Here is a 13,969-nt window from a genome sequence, read left to right as displayed (position 1 = left end):
ATACAGTCGCCCGAAAATAGTTCCATTTTCCAACCAGAAAGATGCTGTCCGTCCTTAGCTTTGCTGCTCGGCAAGCATCTCTTCTTCGACCTCATTCTGCTGCCGTGCCCACATTTCGGCATAGAGCCCGCCCTTTGCCAGCAATTCGTGGTGCGTACCCTGTTCGGCTACCTGACCTGCTTCCAGAACAAGGATGCGGTCTGCATCGACGATCGTGGAAAGCCGGTGCGCAATGATGATGGTCGTGCGGCGTACGGAAATACGGTCGAGTGTCGACTGGATTTCTGCCTCGGTCCGGCTGTCCAATGCACTGGTTGCTTCGTCCAGGATCAGGATCGGGGGATTTTTCAGCAATGTACGGGCAATGGCCACCCGTTGCTTTTCCCCGCCGGACAATTTCAGGCCACGCTCGCCAACTTTTGCATCATAACCTTCGGGCAGGGAGGCGATGAAGTCATGGATGGCGGCGCCCCGCGCAGCTTCTTCTATCGCCGTCTGGTCTGCACCTTCGCGGCCATAACCTATATTATAACCAATACTGTCGTTAAAAAGCACGGTATCCTGCGGGACAATGCCGATCTGGGATCGCAGGGAACTTTGCGTGATCTGCCGGATATCCTGGCCATCGATCATGATCCGACCGCCGGTAACATCGTAAAAGCGGTAAATGAGGCGGGCAATTGTCGATTTCCCTGCGCCGGACGGCCCAACAACCGCCAGACGGCCGCCGGGCGGGATTTCAAAGCTTACACCTTTCAGGATCGGACGATTGGCCTCATAACCGAACTGGACATTTTCAAAGGCAAGCGCGCCGCCGTTGATAACGAGAGATGGCGCGCCCGGGGCATCGACGATTTCAGGTGCCGTATCGATCAGTTCAAACATCGCCGCCATATCGGTCAGGCCCTGGCGGATCGTGCGATAAACCATACCGAGCATGTCCAGCGGCCGGAAAAGCTGCGCCAGAAGCGTGTTGACCGTCACGACATGACCGGTGGTAAATTGCCCCTGTGACCAGCCCCACACAACATAGCCCATCGCCCCTGCCATCATCAGATTTGTGATGAGGGACTGGCCGATATTGAGGACAGCGAGCGAGTTTTCAGATTTGACGGCCGCATCCGCCCATTGGCTGACGACCTGATTGTAGCGGATCGATTCCCGCTTTTCCGCGTTGAAATATTTGACGGTTTCATAGTTCAGCAGGCTGTCGACCGATTTGGCCACCGTCTGGGTGTCGAGCTCGTTCATTTCCTCGCGCAATTTGTTGCGCCAGTTTGTGATGACGCCGGTAAAGCTGATATAGGCGACCACCATGACCCAGGTCGCCGCCACAAGGCCCCAGCCAAATTCGATCTGGAAATAGGCGGACACGAGTATCAGTTCGAGCAGCGTCGGCGCGATATTGAACAGGAGGAAATAGAGCATGATATCGATGCTCTTGGTGCCGCGCTCAATGACCTTGGTGACGGCTCCTGTCCGCCGGTTCATGTGGAACCGCATCGACAGATTGTGCAAATGGCCAAAGACATTTTCCGCAAGGCGTCGGGTGGCGTCCTGTCCGACGCGTTCGAAAACGACATTGCGCAAATTGTCGAACAATACGCCGCTAAAACGCGCGCCCGCATAGGCCGCGACCAGCGCAATGGCGATGGCAACGCCGTCCTCCATGCCCGGCACCATCCGGTCGACCGCAGCGCCATAAAGCCACGCCATGCTCAACTGTATCAGCTTGGACAGAACGACCAGAAGCAGGGCGCCGACGATACGCACACGCAGCCCGATCTGGTCCTTTGGCCACAAATAGGGCAAGAACCGCCGCATGACGGCGAAATCGGGCTTGCTATCGGTCGGGGTTTCTAAAGGCGGCACCCGCGCCATATAGGCAGGCGGCGTCCAATAACAAAGGGTCTTTGGTGCCTTAGCTCCTGCCCGTCAGTAAGAGCCAGGTCGCGATCACATTCATCGCTGTATAAGCGGCGTAAAACAGCGTGATCAAAACGGAGCCCTCGTTCGCAAGCCACAAGGCCCCGATGAGTAACGCCAGCTCGATAGCGTAGCTGCCATAAGGGCCAATATGCCGGCCAAAATAACGCTTGGTATCCTCGACAAAGGGATGTCCGGATTCCACCACAGCCTTGTGCATCGCGAAATTCGCGACGCCCAGTAGAAACCCGATAATCAAAAGCATGCGCGCGGCCTCACGGCCCCTGGCGGATGGCCCGCGCCTCGTTCCGCTCGGACTGCCGTTCCAGCGCAACCTTGATCATCGCGATGATGGGATCGGCGAGCGCAAGACCCAGCACGCCGAACAAGGCGCCGAACAGGATCTGCGCACCCAGAACCAAAGCTGGTGCCAGATCCACCGCCCGTTTGGCCACCATCGGCACAATCAGATAGCCGTCGACCATCTGGACCACGAAATAGACGAAAATCGCGTACAGGCCGACATCAACCCCGGCAGAAAAGCCAACCAGTATGATAAGCGCGCCCGACACGATCGCCCCGATATTGGGAAGAAACGCCAGCAAACCGGTCAGAATACCCAGTAACGCCGCCATCGGCACACCACCGAGGCTCAGCAATATCCATGTACCAAAACCTTCGACCGCCATGCCAAGCAAGCGTCCGGCCATGAGACGGCGGAGCACGCGGCCGATTTTTTCGGCGGTGCCATAGAAATGTTCGCGTTCGGCAAGGGGCAACATCCACGCCACACCACGCTCGTACATCCGCGGTTCAGCGGCGATGAAGATGGCCAGTACCAGCATCATGGCCATATTGGTCAGAGTTCCAACGACCGATGTCACTGCGGCAGTGACGCGTCCGACAGAGTTCAGGATCTGGCTGCCGAAGCCTTTGACGTCATCTGCAGAGATGTTGAAGCCTGCCGCCGCGATCTGGTTGCCAATGGTCTCGATCTGCCGTTCGACAATCGTCTGAAGGCTTGCTGCCTGGGCTGCCAGTTCGGAACCGGTGAACACAAAAGTCCAGTAAATGAAACCAAAGACCGCCAGCACCACGATTGTGAGGCGAAAACCGCGGGGAATCGGCAATATCCGTCCCAACAGACGCGCGCCGCCATCAAACATGGCGGCGAGGACAAGGCCGCCGATGATAAGCAAAATCGGTTGTGCCAGCCACACCAGCGCAACAACCAGGGTTGCCATGCCGATCCAGACAGCTGCTTTTTTCAATTCGCTGCGGACCAGCGGGTCATAGAGTTCGGTGGGCCCGACTTCTTCGCGGAACGTTTCGACTACGGGTTCTGCCTTTTTCCGCGCGGTCCTGGCTTTGCGCGGTTTTGGTGTGGCCGCGTCATTCATTCGGTTTCGCCTTGTGGGGGCGCAAGCTGGTTCCTGCGCGGTCGCCTCGTAGCGAGCTGAACCATGTGGCGGGGTTGAGCGTTGTACTGCCATCAACCGAGAAGGTGATTATTTCGGCCCGGCCACCGAGGCGATCCCAGGAAACAGGGCCGCCCAGTCCGCCCAGTTCCGATGCGACACGGCTGTCGGAGCTGTTGTCCCGGTTGTCTCCCATAAGAAATACATGGCCAGTCGGAACCTTGACCGGTCCCATATTGTCCGTGTCGCGGCGACGGGCGTCGATCGTGTCATATTGGACGCCATTGGGCAGCGTTTCGCGAATGATAGGTAAATGGCATGTCATCCTGCCATCGGCTTCACGGGTCAGCGCGCCCGGAAAGTCATAATCATTGCAGGGGCTGTTGGCATCGACCGGTAATATCAGATTGGGCTGGGTTTCCTGTTTGACGGGCTTTCCATTCAGGAAAACCTGACCCTCGCGCAGCTCGACCACATCGCCCGGCAGGCCAATGACACGCTTGATCCAGTCCTGATATTTGCCCTTGGGCGTCAGGATGACAATGTCTCCGCGTTCGGGTAGCTTGCCCCAGACGCGCGTATTGCTCTCAGGCAGGGGGACGGCAAGCGCCTCGACCTCTTCACGCAGCACCAACCAGCGGAATATCGCAACGGGGTTGGGAATGGTCGGGGAAACATGGCTCCAGCCATAGGGATATTTCGACACGAACAGGCGGTCACCCACCAACAATGTCGGCATCATCGAAATCGACGGGATGTAAAAGGGCTTGGCGATGAAGCTGTGGAAAGCCAGCACGGCGACGAGAAGCCAGAACATGCCCTTGATCTCGGCCCAAAGCGATGCCGCCCAACTCCGCTTTTCAGGTGTCGACGCGGGCGGGGTGGCGGGATTGCTGTTGTCGGTTGTCAAACTGCTCATACCTTTTGTGCTGGAAGCGCCTCTATAATTACAAATGCCTGTGCCCATGGATGGTCATCGGTGAGCGTCAGATGAATATGCGCTTCATAGCCGCTCGGAATCATCGCGTCGAGCCGCGCTTTTGCCCCGCCGGTCAGTGCCAGTGTCGGTGCACCGGATGGTGCGTTCACGACGCCTATGTCTTTCATAAAGACGCCACGTTTAAATCCGGTACCGACCGCTTTTGAAAATGCTTCCTTCGCGGCAAAGCGTTTCGCATATGTCCCGGCCTTGGTAAAAGGACGCCTGCCGGCTTTGGCCCGCTCGACATCGGTGAATACGCGCTTTTCGAACCGTTCCCCAAAACGCTCAAGCGAATTGGCAATCCGCTCGATATTGCACAGGTCTGATCCGAGGCCGATAATCAACGCGCCATATCCATCAGCATACGCATTTTGCGGACGCTTTCTTCCAGACCGATGAAGATAGCCTCCCCTATCAGATAATGACCAATATTGAGTTCGGCGATCTGCGGGATGGCGGCGATGGGCTGGACATTGTCGAAAGTCAGGCCATGCCCGGCATGGGATTCGATCCCGTTTTTGGCCGCAAGAGCAGCTGCATCGGCGATACGGCGGAGCTCGGCCTCGGCTCCTGCGCGATCGCCATCGAGCAGCAGATGGGCATATTTGCCGGTGTGAAACTCGACCACCGGTGCCTTTAGCTGGATGGCGGCGTCAATTTGCCGGGCGTCGGGTTCGATGAAAAGGCTGACCCGGATATTGGCTTCGCGCAACTGCGTCACCATAGGCGCCAGCTGATTGTGCAGGCCAGCCGCATCCAGCCCGCCTTCGGTCGTCCGCTCTTCCCGCTTTTCGGGCACGATACAGGCGGCATGTGGCCGGTGCCGCAAGGCGATGGTCAGCATCTCTTCGGTCGCGGCCATTTCCAGGTTCAGCGGCAGATTTGTCGCCGCCATGATCCGTTCGATATCGGCGTCGCGGATATGGCGGCGGTCCTCCCGTAAATGGGCGGTGATGCCATCACCACCCACATGCGCAATTATTTCGGCTGCGCGAACGGGATCCGGATGATCGCCTCCCCGCGCGTTGCGGATGGTGGCGACATGGTCAATATTGACCCCGAGGCGCAGCGGAGCCGTCACGCCGCTATCCGGCTGCCCGGCTTTACGGCTGGAATACCGGCGAGATCGGCTGGCACCTCTTCGGCGGCATATGTCGGGAAATTGAGCTGGATGAGCGGATAGAAGGGCACACCCAGATCGGCTGTGCCTGCGGAACGGTCGACAACGGCCCCTGCGGCGACAACCTCGCCACCTGCTTCTTCAATGGCCTTGATCGCTTCGCGCGACGAAAGACCGGTCGTCACGACATCTTCCATCATCAGAACCTTGGTTCCCGGAGCAATTGAAAAGCCCCTGCGCAGTCCGAATACGCCTTCGGGGCGCTCCACAAACATGGCGTCGACACCCAAGGCGCGACCCATTTCATGTCCTATGATGATTCCGCCCATCGCCGGCGAAATTACCGCCTGGATCTCGCTGCGTACTTCCCGCGGGATCTTCTGGGTGATGGCAAGGGCGATGCGGGCGGCCCGGTCCGGATTCATCAGCAACCGCGCGCATTGCAGATAATGCGCACTGTGCCGCCCCGAGGAGAGCAGAAAATGCCCCTCAAGAAGTGCTTCGGCGGCGCGAAATTCAGACAGGATTTCATCTTCGGTCATGGAAATGGGGATGTCCCTTTTAAGTGATTGCCATTTTATGCAAGTCTGGCGTGTTTGATTGCATCGGCAAATAGGTGGAAAAGCCACGCAAATAAATGCTAAAAATCTTTAATCGACCGCTTGAGGGTTCGGAAAAGCGCGCCTATAGGTCGCGCGAGTCCGGCTGGCTGAGGTTTGGTCGGAACTGCGCAATATTCCTGCGCCGCACCAAGAATACGGGGCCAAGTTGATGAATATGTTGAAGAAAATCCTGATTGTCCTTGCTGCAATGACGATGCCGTCATTGGCCATGGCGCAACCGGCGAATCCCGCCCCTGCGCCTGTGGCAAAGGAAATTGCCGCGCCGGTCGTGGCAACGCCTGCTGCTGCAGCAACCGAAACCGCCGCTCCAGCAGAGGCTGCGGCTCCCAAATCTATGGACGGTTCTTTGCCGGGCTACACCCCGATGAAGCCGACCGAAGGTATCGGGATGCCGAGCCCGAAAGAGATCGATTTTCAAGAGCAATTCAGCGAGAATGGCCAATATGCGAAATGGATCAACAACAGCATATTGCTTCCGATCATCACGGTAATCTCTCTCTTTGTATTGGGTCTGCTGCTTTGGGTGATCGTTCGGTTCAATCGCCGCGCCAATCCGGTGCCGTCGAAAACAACGCACAACACATTCATTGAAATCGTGTGGACCCTGGTTCCGGTTCTGATTCTGTTGGGCATCGCTTACCCGTCACTCGATCTGCTGGCAAAGCAGTTCAAGCCTGCCCCCGCAGACGCCGTGACCATCAAGGTAACAGGCTATCAGTGGTATTGGGGATATTCTTATCCCGATCATGGCGGATTCGAAGTCGTTTCCAACATGTTGAAAGAAAAAGGCGATGTAGCGCCGGGTGAGCGTTTCCGTACCGAAAATGATGGTCCGGGCCAATTGGCCGTAGACAATCGCATGGTCGTTCCGGCTGGCGTGCCGCTCCGTATCCAGACGACAGCAGCAGATGTTATCCACGCATTTGCGGTCCCCTCGCTCTGGTTCAAGCTGGATGCTGTTCCTGGCCGTCTGAACGAAAAATCGCTCACGATCACCAAGCCGGGTGTCTATTTCGGTCAATGTTCGGAGCTTTGCGGTGCGCGTCACGGTTTCATGCCGATTGCGGTAGAAGCCCTGCCACCGGAAAAATTTGCAGCATGGGTAAAGGCACAAGGCGGGCAGATGCCTGGTGAAGCCGCGGCTCCTGCCGCACCTGCCGCTGCTGCTGCACCTGCCGCTGCTGCTGCACCTGCCGCTGCTGCTGCACCTGCCGCTGCAGCCACCTCTTCCAGCGCTGCGCCTGCCGCAGCCGTAACCAAGTAAAAGGCCAGACTGATGACAACCATTGCTGCTACGGGCGCCGACCTTCACGCACATGACCATCATGATGCGGATCATAAGCCGGGCTTTTTTGCCCGTTGGTTCATGTCCACCAACCACAAGGATATTGGAACGCTATATCTGATATTTGCCATTTTTGCCGGCGTTGTCGGCGGGGCGATTTCGGGTCTGATGCGTATGGAACTGGCTGAGCCGGGTATCCAATATCTGCAAAGCTGGGCGTCGATGATGGCCGGTAAGGACGCCTCGATGGACGAGGCTTATCATATGTGGAACGTGCTGATCACGGCGCACGGTCTGATCATGGTGTTCTTCATGGTCATGCCCGCCATCATTGGCGGCTTCGGCAACTGGTTCGTGCCTTTGATGATTGGTGCACCGGACATGGCGTTCCCGCGTATGAACAATATCAGCTTCTGGTTGACGGTTGTGGCGTTCATCATGCTTTTGGGCTCCAGCTTCGTACCAGGTGGCACGGGACTCGGCGCCGGAACGGGCTGGACCGTTTATGCGCCTCTGTCGACCTCGGGCTCGGTTGGTCCGGCTGTCGATATGGCGATTTTCTCGCTCCACCTTGCCGGCGCTGCATCTATTCTGGGTGCCATCAACTTCATCACAACCATCTTCAACATGCGGGCACCGGGTATGACCCTGCACAAAATGCCGCTGTTCGTATGGTCCGTGCTGGTAACGGCATTCCTGTTGCTGCTCGCCTTGCCTGTTCTGGCTGCAGCTATCACCATGTTGCTCGTCGATCGTAACTTTGGCGGTGCATTCTTTGATGCATCGGCAGGTGGCGACCCCGTACTTTACCAGCATCTGTTCTGGTTCTTCGGCCATCCTGAAGTGTACATCATGATTTTGCCGGGCTTCGGCATCATCAGCCAGATCGTCGCGACCTTCAGCCGCAAGCCTGTGTTCGGTTATCTCGGCATGGCTTACGCAATGGTCGCCATCGGTGTTGTAGGCTTTGTCGTCTGGGCGCACCACATGTTCACCACGGGCATGAGCGTCGATATGAAGATGTACTTCACCGCCGCAACCATGGTGATCGCCGTTCCGACCGGGATCAAGATCTTCAGTTGGATTGCGACAATGTGGGGTGGCTCGGTCAGCTTCAAGACCCCGATGGTCTGGGCCATGGGCTTCATCTTCATGTTCACCGTAGGTGGCGTGACCGGCGTCGTGCTCGCAAATGGTGGTCTGGACGATAACCTGCACGACACCTATTATGTTGTTGCACACTTCCACTATGTGCTTTCGCTCGGTGCGGTGTTCTCCTTGTTTGCCGGTTTCTACTACTGGTTCGGCAAGATGTCCGGCCGTCATCTGAACGAGTTCCTTGGCCATCTGCACTTCTGGGTGTTCTTCATCGGCGTGAATGTCCTGTTCTTCCCGATGCACTTCCTTGGAAACTCGGGCATGCCACGTCGCTATCCCGATTATCCGGATGCCTTTGCTTACTGGAACGGTGTCGCGTCGATGGGCTATGCCATCATGGCTGTCGGCGTGCTGATCTTCTTCATCAACGTCTTCTGGTCCTTGGCCGCAGGACGTCGTGCGGAAGAAAATTACTGGGGAGAGGGTGCAACCACACTCGAGTGGACGCTTTCCAGCCCTCCACCCTATCACCAGTTCGAAACCCTTCCGGTTATCAAGTAACCGGAACGCAATCTCCAATCCTGCTCCGCTGAACTGGCGGGGCAGGACAGGAACCAAGTTATGACAACGGCTTCGCGTAACATATCCCTGCCAGCGGAATGGCGTGATTTCTGGGCGTTGACCAAGCCCCGGGTGATGTCGCTTGTCGTATTTACGGCTTTATGCGGTCTGTTGGCGGCGCCCGGCCACATTCACCCGGTGATCGGTTTCACGGCTATATTGTGCATTGCTCTGGGTGCTGGCGCGTGCGGTGCGCTTAACCAATGGTATGAAGCAGATGTCGATGCGAAAATGGCGCGGACTTCAAAACGCCCGCTTCCTGCCGGTCGCATGGATCGTGAAGCTGCCTTGCATTTCGGTATTGGCCTTGCCGCCTTTTCTGTCGGCATCATGGGCGTTGCCGTAAACTGGATATCTGCTGGTCTTTTGGCCTTTTCGATCTTCTTCTATGCCGTCGTCTATACAATCTGGCTTAAGCCAAATACGCCGCAAAACATCGTCATCGGTGGTGCGGCAGGGGCATTCCCGCCCGTCATTGGCTGGGCAGCGGTAACTGGCGACGTCACGCTCTTGCCCATATTGCTCTTTTCCATCATCTTCCTTTGGACGCCGCCCCATTTCTGGGCCTTGGCGCTTTTCATGAAGACCGATTATGGTGCCGCCGGCATTCCGATGCTTCCCAATGTATCCGGTCAGCGCGTCACGCGGAACCAGATCTTTGGCTACAGCTTTCCCATGGCCGCAGTCGCTATTGCCCCATTTGTGTTGGGGGAAAGCGGATGGCTCTACGGGATGGCTTCGGCAATTCTCAGCCTCGTGTTCCTGATGCTGGCCTTTAAAGTCTGGCGCAATGAAGCGAACGAGGCAAAGGATATGAAGCCTGAAAAACAGTTGTTTGCTTTTTCGATACTCTATCTTTTCCTGCTCTTCGCAATCTTTGCCTTTGATCGGATTTTGCTGGCATGACACAGCCTGAGCAAAACGGATTCACAGCCGAAGAGACGCGTATCATTCGGGCACGGCAAGCCGCCCGCTCACGCATCATGGGTGTCATTCTGGTGGCCCTGTGCGTCCTGTTTTTCCTGATTACCGTTGTTAAAATCGGAGTATGGGGCTGATGGCACGTTCAAATGCCAAGGTTGGGCTAATGGCCGCCGCGATAGCGATATCGATGGTGGGCGTGGGCTTTGCGGCCGTTCCTTTGTACCGTATATTTTGTCAGGTGACCGGATTTGGCGGCACAACCATGCGTGTTGATGCGGCGCAGGCGGCGACGGTTGTTGCAACACAAAAACCCATCGTCATCCGGTTCGATGCCAATCAGCGCGATGGTTTGCCCTGGGAATTCAAGCCGGAGCGCCCGACCGACACCGTCAGCATCGGCGCGAAAGACATGTCGATTTTTATCGCGAAAAACTTGTCCAATGAACCGGTAACCGGGACGGCAACGTTTAACGTGACGCCGGAACTTGCCGGAAAATATTTCAACAAGATCCAGTGCTTCTGCTTTACAGAACAGACGTTGCAGCCGGGCCAGCAGGTGCGGATGCCGGTTCTTTATTATGTGGACCCGAAAATCATGTCGGATCCCGAAACGAAAGATATCGAAGAAATTACCCTTAGCTATACTTTCTACCCCGTGGAAAACCCAAAGACGGTAGACCGGGCGGCCGAGGGAAGCTAAGAACCAAGATAACGCGTTAGACTACAGGGAATTGACCATGGCTGGTGCCAAAAATCACGATTATCATATTCTGCCGCCGAGCATTACGCCTCTTATGGGCTCATTCTCGGCGCTGACGATGTTCTTTGGCTTGGTGATGTGGATGCATCCCGAGCAGTTCGGCTACGGCAGCCTTGTCTTCGGTCTCGGTCTTATCGGCGTTCTGTACACCTTCTTCGCGTGGTGGACCGACGTTGTGAATGAAGCGCATGCCGGTGATCACACCCCGGTTGTGCAATTGCACCTGCGCTACGGCATGATCATGTTCATTGCGTCCGAAGTCATGTTCTTTGTGGGCTGGTTCTGGGCATGGTTCGATTTCTCCCTGTTCCCCGTCCCGCTTGAACTGGTGAAGGACCCAGAAACACACGCATTCACGGTTTCCAACCTGATCGGTCAGGAAGGTGCCGCGGCATTGATGCAGTGGCCGCCAAAGGGTCTGGAAGTATTGGATGCGATGAAGCTTCCGCTCCTGAATACGCTCATCCTGCTCTGTTCCGGTACGACCGTCACTTGGGCACATCACTCGCTGATCCACGGTGATCGCGATGGTTTGAAAAAAGGCCTCTGGCTGACCATTCTCCTCGGCCTGTTGTTCAGTGCCATTCAGGCTTATGAATATTCCGTTGCCCCCTTCCCCTTCGGTGGATTGAACTATGGCACGGCATTCTACATGGCCACCGGTTTCCATGGCTTCCACGTCATTGTCGGTACGATCTTCCTGATTGTCTGCCTCGTGCGTGCGTATAAGGGGCATTTCACTCCGCAGCAGCATTTCGGCTTTGAGGCTGCTGCCTGGTACTGGCATTTTGTGGACGTCGTATGGCTGTTCCTCTTTATCGCCGTATATATCTGGGGAGGATGGGGCGCCCCCGTCCACGCATAAAGGCATTTTAGTGCCAGACTTACAAATACAAGAAGGGCAGCCTGGCATCGCCAAAGCTGCCCTTTTTGGTCTGTGCCCCGAATGCGGGGCCAAGACCCTCTTTGCCGGCCCCGCCCGCTTTTCCGAACGCTGTTCGGGCTGCGGTCTGGATTATTCGGGGTTTAATGTTGGTGACGGACCTGCTGCTCTTTTGACGCTGCTCATCGGGGCATTGATCATCATTTTGGCCATCATTCTGGATTCCGCCGTGCGTCCGCCGTTCTGGGTTCATGTCGTGATCTGGGTTCCTTTCACGATCGCTATGACCATCTATGCGCTCCGTGTGTCCAAAGGTGCATTGCTGGCGGCGGAACATTACAACCGCGCGCATGAAGCGGGCCGGGATGATGTGGCATGAAATGGCCGGTGATTCCCACGATACTGGTGTCGGCCGCCGTTGCGACCATGATCGGGCTCGGGATCTGGCAGCTGCAGCGTAAGGAGCAGAAGGAACAGCTCCTCGCGCGCTATGAGGCCGCCGCAAACCTGCCGCCTGTCACATGGCCTTCTGTCCCGGACAAGGATGCACTTCCTCTGTTCCGGAAATCGACTCTGATGTGTATCAAGGTTTTGCGGATTGAAACGGTGTCCGGAAGCAATCGTGAAGGCAAAGCTGGCTTTGCGCATCTGGCTTCCTGTTCAACCGGCGGAGCCGAAGGTCCCGGGGCGAAGGTGGCGATCGGCTGGTCGGAACGGCCCCAGTCGCCTAAGTGGGCCGGGGGGACAGTGAATGGTATCATCGCGCCCGATAATCAGCAGCTGATCAAGCTTGTTGTCACCGATCACGTCGAAGGCCTGCAGCAGCTTTCGCTGCCATCGCCGCAGCAGATCCCTAATAACCATCTGCTTTACGCCATTCAGTGGTTCATCTTCGCCGCTGCTGCCGCAATCATTTATATATTGGCGCTGCGCAAGCGCATGCAGTCGGCTTGAACCTTCCGTCAGACGTTACCTTCTACCTCGTCGCTTCAGCTGCAGTTATCCTGGTGGGGCTGGCGAAGGGCGGGTTTGCCGGTTTGGGTGCTGCAGCTATTCCGTTGCTCGCGCTCGTCATGGATCCGGTGTCGGCGGCCGGCATGTTGTTGCCCATCCTGATGGCGCAAGACATTGTGAGCGTGTGGGCATTTCGGCGTAGCTTTGACCGCCGGACCCTCGCCATCACCCTGCCCGGGGCTGTCATCGGAATTTTTCTGGGTTGGTGGTTCGCCGCGGTCGTGAACGCGGACGCTGTGCGTGGCCTGGTGGGCATGATTGCGTTGGTATTTGGCCTGTACAGGCTATCGCCCAAGGTGAACCGACTTGCCCAGATGCGCGGTCCGGCACCCGAATGGATCGGCACTGTGATGGGCGCCTTGTCCGGATTTACGAGCCAGATTGCGCATGCGGGCGGGCCGCCATTCCAGATTTGGGCCCTGTCCCGCAATTTTCCCCATCTGGCATTTGTGGGAACATCCTCGATATTTTTTGCCATCATCAACTGGATGAAGGTCCCTGCTTATGCCGCGCTAGGACAGTTCAACAGCGAGAATATGTCACTCACGGCTGTCTTCATGCCATTGGCAATCGCAAGCACATTTGCAGGCGTCTGGCTGGTGAAAAGAGTATCGCCCGCCCGCTTTAACGCGATCATCAACCTGTTGATGATCGGCGTTGGGTTGGAGCTTATTCGGCAAGCCGTCTGGTGATGGCATTGCCCGCTTATTTGGGTGAAAGCACCATCAGCATCTGGCGGCCTTCCATCCGGGGATGGGCCTCAATCTTGGCCGATTCAGCCGTATCGGCCTGAACCCGCTGTAAAAGCTGCATTCCCAGCTGTTGGTGCGCCAACTCGCGTCCGCGAAAGCGGAGCGTGATTTTGACCTTGTCGCCCTCTTCGATGAATTCGGCCACCTTCTTCATCTTCACCATATAATCATGGTCATCGATGTTCGGACGCATCTTGATCTCTTTGATTTCCTGCGTCTTCTGGCTCTTGCGAGCTAGATTAGCCTTTTTCTGGGCTTCATATTTGAATTTGCCAATGTCGAGAAATTTGCAAACGGGGGGATCGGCATTTGGAGATACCTCCACCAGATCCAATCCAACTTCAGCAGCTTGAGCTATCGCTTCGCGGGTGTACATCACCCCCAGATTCTCACCGTCATCATCAATGACACGGACTTTTTCGGCGGTGATCAGATTGTTGTAGCGCGGTCCACTTTTAACAGGTGGGGTCATAGCGCGCCGGGTAGGCGGGGTTGCGATAGTGGGTACTCCTGAAGTTGTTATGGTGCGCCAATACAGCCATTTGCTGTGCAAATAAAGGGGT

At 56.5% G+C, this 13,969-nt stretch carries 17 protein-coding genes; 9 read left to right on the top strand and 8 right to left on the bottom strand.

Going from position 1 to position 13,969, the window contains the following annotated elements; translation table 11 throughout:
- Positions 1-54: 54 nt before the first annotated feature.
- Genes FOM92_RS12030 through pyrE form a run of 7 tightly spaced genes read right to left on the bottom strand, consistent with a single transcriptional unit; the run spans position 55 to position 5,988 of the window.
- Complete coding sequence (locus FOM92_RS12030; RefSeq protein ID WP_170226876.1) at positions 55-1,872, bottom strand: ABCB family ABC transporter ATP-binding protein/permease; 1,818 nt, start codon at positions 1,870-1,872, stop codon at positions 55-57.
- Between the two features lie 49 nt (positions 1,873-1,921).
- On the bottom strand, positions 1,922-2,191 hold the full coding sequence (locus FOM92_RS12025) for a hypothetical protein (RefSeq protein WP_143777104.1): 270 nt from the start codon (positions 2,189-2,191) through the stop codon (positions 1,922-1,924).
- Between the two features lie 10 nt (positions 2,192-2,201).
- Positions 2,202-3,326 (bottom strand): AI-2E family transporter, encoded by a 1,125-nt coding sequence (locus FOM92_RS12020; RefSeq protein ID WP_143777103.1) that lies wholly within the window; start codon positions 3,324-3,326, stop codon positions 2,202-2,204.
- On the bottom strand, positions 3,319-4,263 hold the full coding sequence (lepB, locus tag FOM92_RS12015) for a signal peptidase I (protein WP_143777102.1): 945 nt from the start codon (positions 4,261-4,263) through the stop codon (positions 3,319-3,321). The genes FOM92_RS12020 and lepB overlap by 8 nt, the downstream gene beginning before the upstream one ends.
- The gene (gene acpS / locus FOM92_RS12010; RefSeq protein ID WP_143777101.1) at positions 4,260-4,670 is read right to left on the bottom strand and encodes a holo-ACP synthase; all 411 of its coding nucleotides are present in this window, start codon (positions 4,668-4,670) and stop codon (positions 4,260-4,262) included. Before acpS ends, lepB begins: the two co-directional genes overlap by 4 nt.
- Entirely contained in the window at positions 4,667-5,407 is a 741-nt protein-coding gene (locus FOM92_RS12005) for a pyridoxine 5'-phosphate synthase (RefSeq protein ID WP_143777100.1), read from the bottom strand. Before FOM92_RS12005 ends, acpS begins: the two co-directional genes overlap by 4 nt.
- Complete coding sequence (gene pyrE, locus FOM92_RS12000; protein ID WP_143777099.1) at positions 5,404-5,988, bottom strand: orotate phosphoribosyltransferase; 585 nt, start codon at positions 5,986-5,988, stop codon at positions 5,404-5,406. The genes FOM92_RS12005 and pyrE overlap by 4 nt, the downstream gene beginning before the upstream one ends.
- A 229-nt stretch (positions 5,989-6,217) precedes the next feature.
- Here pyrE and coxB point away from each other — a divergent pair, with 229 nt between their 5' ends.
- Genes coxB through FOM92_RS11960 form a run of 9 tightly spaced genes read left to right on the top strand, consistent with a single transcriptional unit; the run spans position 6,218 to position 13,346 of the window.
- Entirely contained in the window at positions 6,218-7,333 is a 1,116-nt protein-coding gene (gene coxB / locus FOM92_RS11995) for a cytochrome c oxidase subunit II (protein ID WP_143777098.1), read from the top strand.
- A 12-nt stretch (positions 7,334-7,345) separates the two neighbouring features.
- Positions 7,346-9,013: a cytochrome c oxidase subunit I gene (gene ctaD, locus FOM92_RS11990; RefSeq protein ID WP_143777097.1), complete on the top strand. Its 1,668-nt coding sequence runs from the start codon at positions 7,346-7,348 to the stop codon at positions 9,011-9,013.
- 60 nt (positions 9,014-9,073) lie between these two features.
- Positions 9,074-9,979: a heme o synthase gene (locus FOM92_RS11985; RefSeq protein ID WP_143777096.1), complete on the top strand. Its 906-nt coding sequence runs from the start codon at positions 9,074-9,076 to the stop codon at positions 9,977-9,979.
- Positions 9,976-10,131 (top strand): hypothetical protein, encoded by a 156-nt coding sequence (locus tag FOM92_RS15995; protein WP_170226875.1) that lies wholly within the window; start codon positions 9,976-9,978, stop codon positions 10,129-10,131. Before FOM92_RS11985 ends, FOM92_RS15995 begins: the two co-directional genes overlap by 4 nt.
- Positions 10,131-10,697, top strand: a complete 567-nt coding sequence (locus tag FOM92_RS11980) for a cytochrome c oxidase assembly protein (protein ID WP_246087277.1) — start codon at positions 10,131-10,133, stop codon at positions 10,695-10,697. Before FOM92_RS15995 ends, FOM92_RS11980 begins: the two co-directional genes overlap by 1 nt.
- Before the next feature lie 37 nt (positions 10,698-10,734).
- Positions 10,735-11,622, top strand: coding sequence for a cytochrome c oxidase subunit 3 (locus FOM92_RS11975; RefSeq protein WP_143777094.1), 888 nt, complete (start codon positions 10,735-10,737; stop codon positions 11,620-11,622).
- Between the two features lie 10 nt (positions 11,623-11,632).
- Positions 11,633-12,019: a DUF983 domain-containing protein gene (locus FOM92_RS11970; protein WP_143777093.1), complete on the top strand. Its 387-nt coding sequence runs from the start codon at positions 11,633-11,635 to the stop codon at positions 12,017-12,019.
- Positions 12,016-12,594: an SURF1 family cytochrome oxidase biogenesis protein gene (locus tag FOM92_RS11965; protein ID WP_143777092.1), complete on the top strand. Its 579-nt coding sequence runs from the start codon at positions 12,016-12,018 to the stop codon at positions 12,592-12,594. The genes FOM92_RS11970 and FOM92_RS11965 overlap by 4 nt, the downstream gene beginning before the upstream one ends.
- Positions 12,591-13,346, top strand: a complete 756-nt coding sequence (locus FOM92_RS11960; protein WP_143777091.1) for a sulfite exporter TauE/SafE family protein — start codon at positions 12,591-12,593, stop codon at positions 13,344-13,346. The genes FOM92_RS11965 and FOM92_RS11960 overlap by 4 nt, the downstream gene beginning before the upstream one ends.
- A 13-nt stretch (positions 13,347-13,359) precedes the next feature.
- On the opposite strand, the gene infC is transcribed toward FOM92_RS11960, so the two are convergent.
- Positions 13,360-13,878 carry a translation initiation factor IF-3 gene (gene infC, locus FOM92_RS11955; protein ID WP_143777090.1) on the bottom strand — a complete coding sequence of 173 codons (519 nt, stop codon included), beginning with the start codon at positions 13,876-13,878 and terminating at the stop codon, positions 13,360-13,362.
- Positions 13,879-13,969 lie beyond the last annotated feature (91 nt).

Origin of the sequence: Sphingorhabdus contaminans, from assembly GCF_007280415.1 — a bacterium.
GTDB lineage: Bacteria > Pseudomonadota > Alphaproteobacteria > Sphingomonadales > Sphingomonadaceae > Sphingorhabdus_B > Sphingorhabdus_B contaminans.
This window is presented reverse-complemented; position numbering and strand designations above follow the sequence as displayed.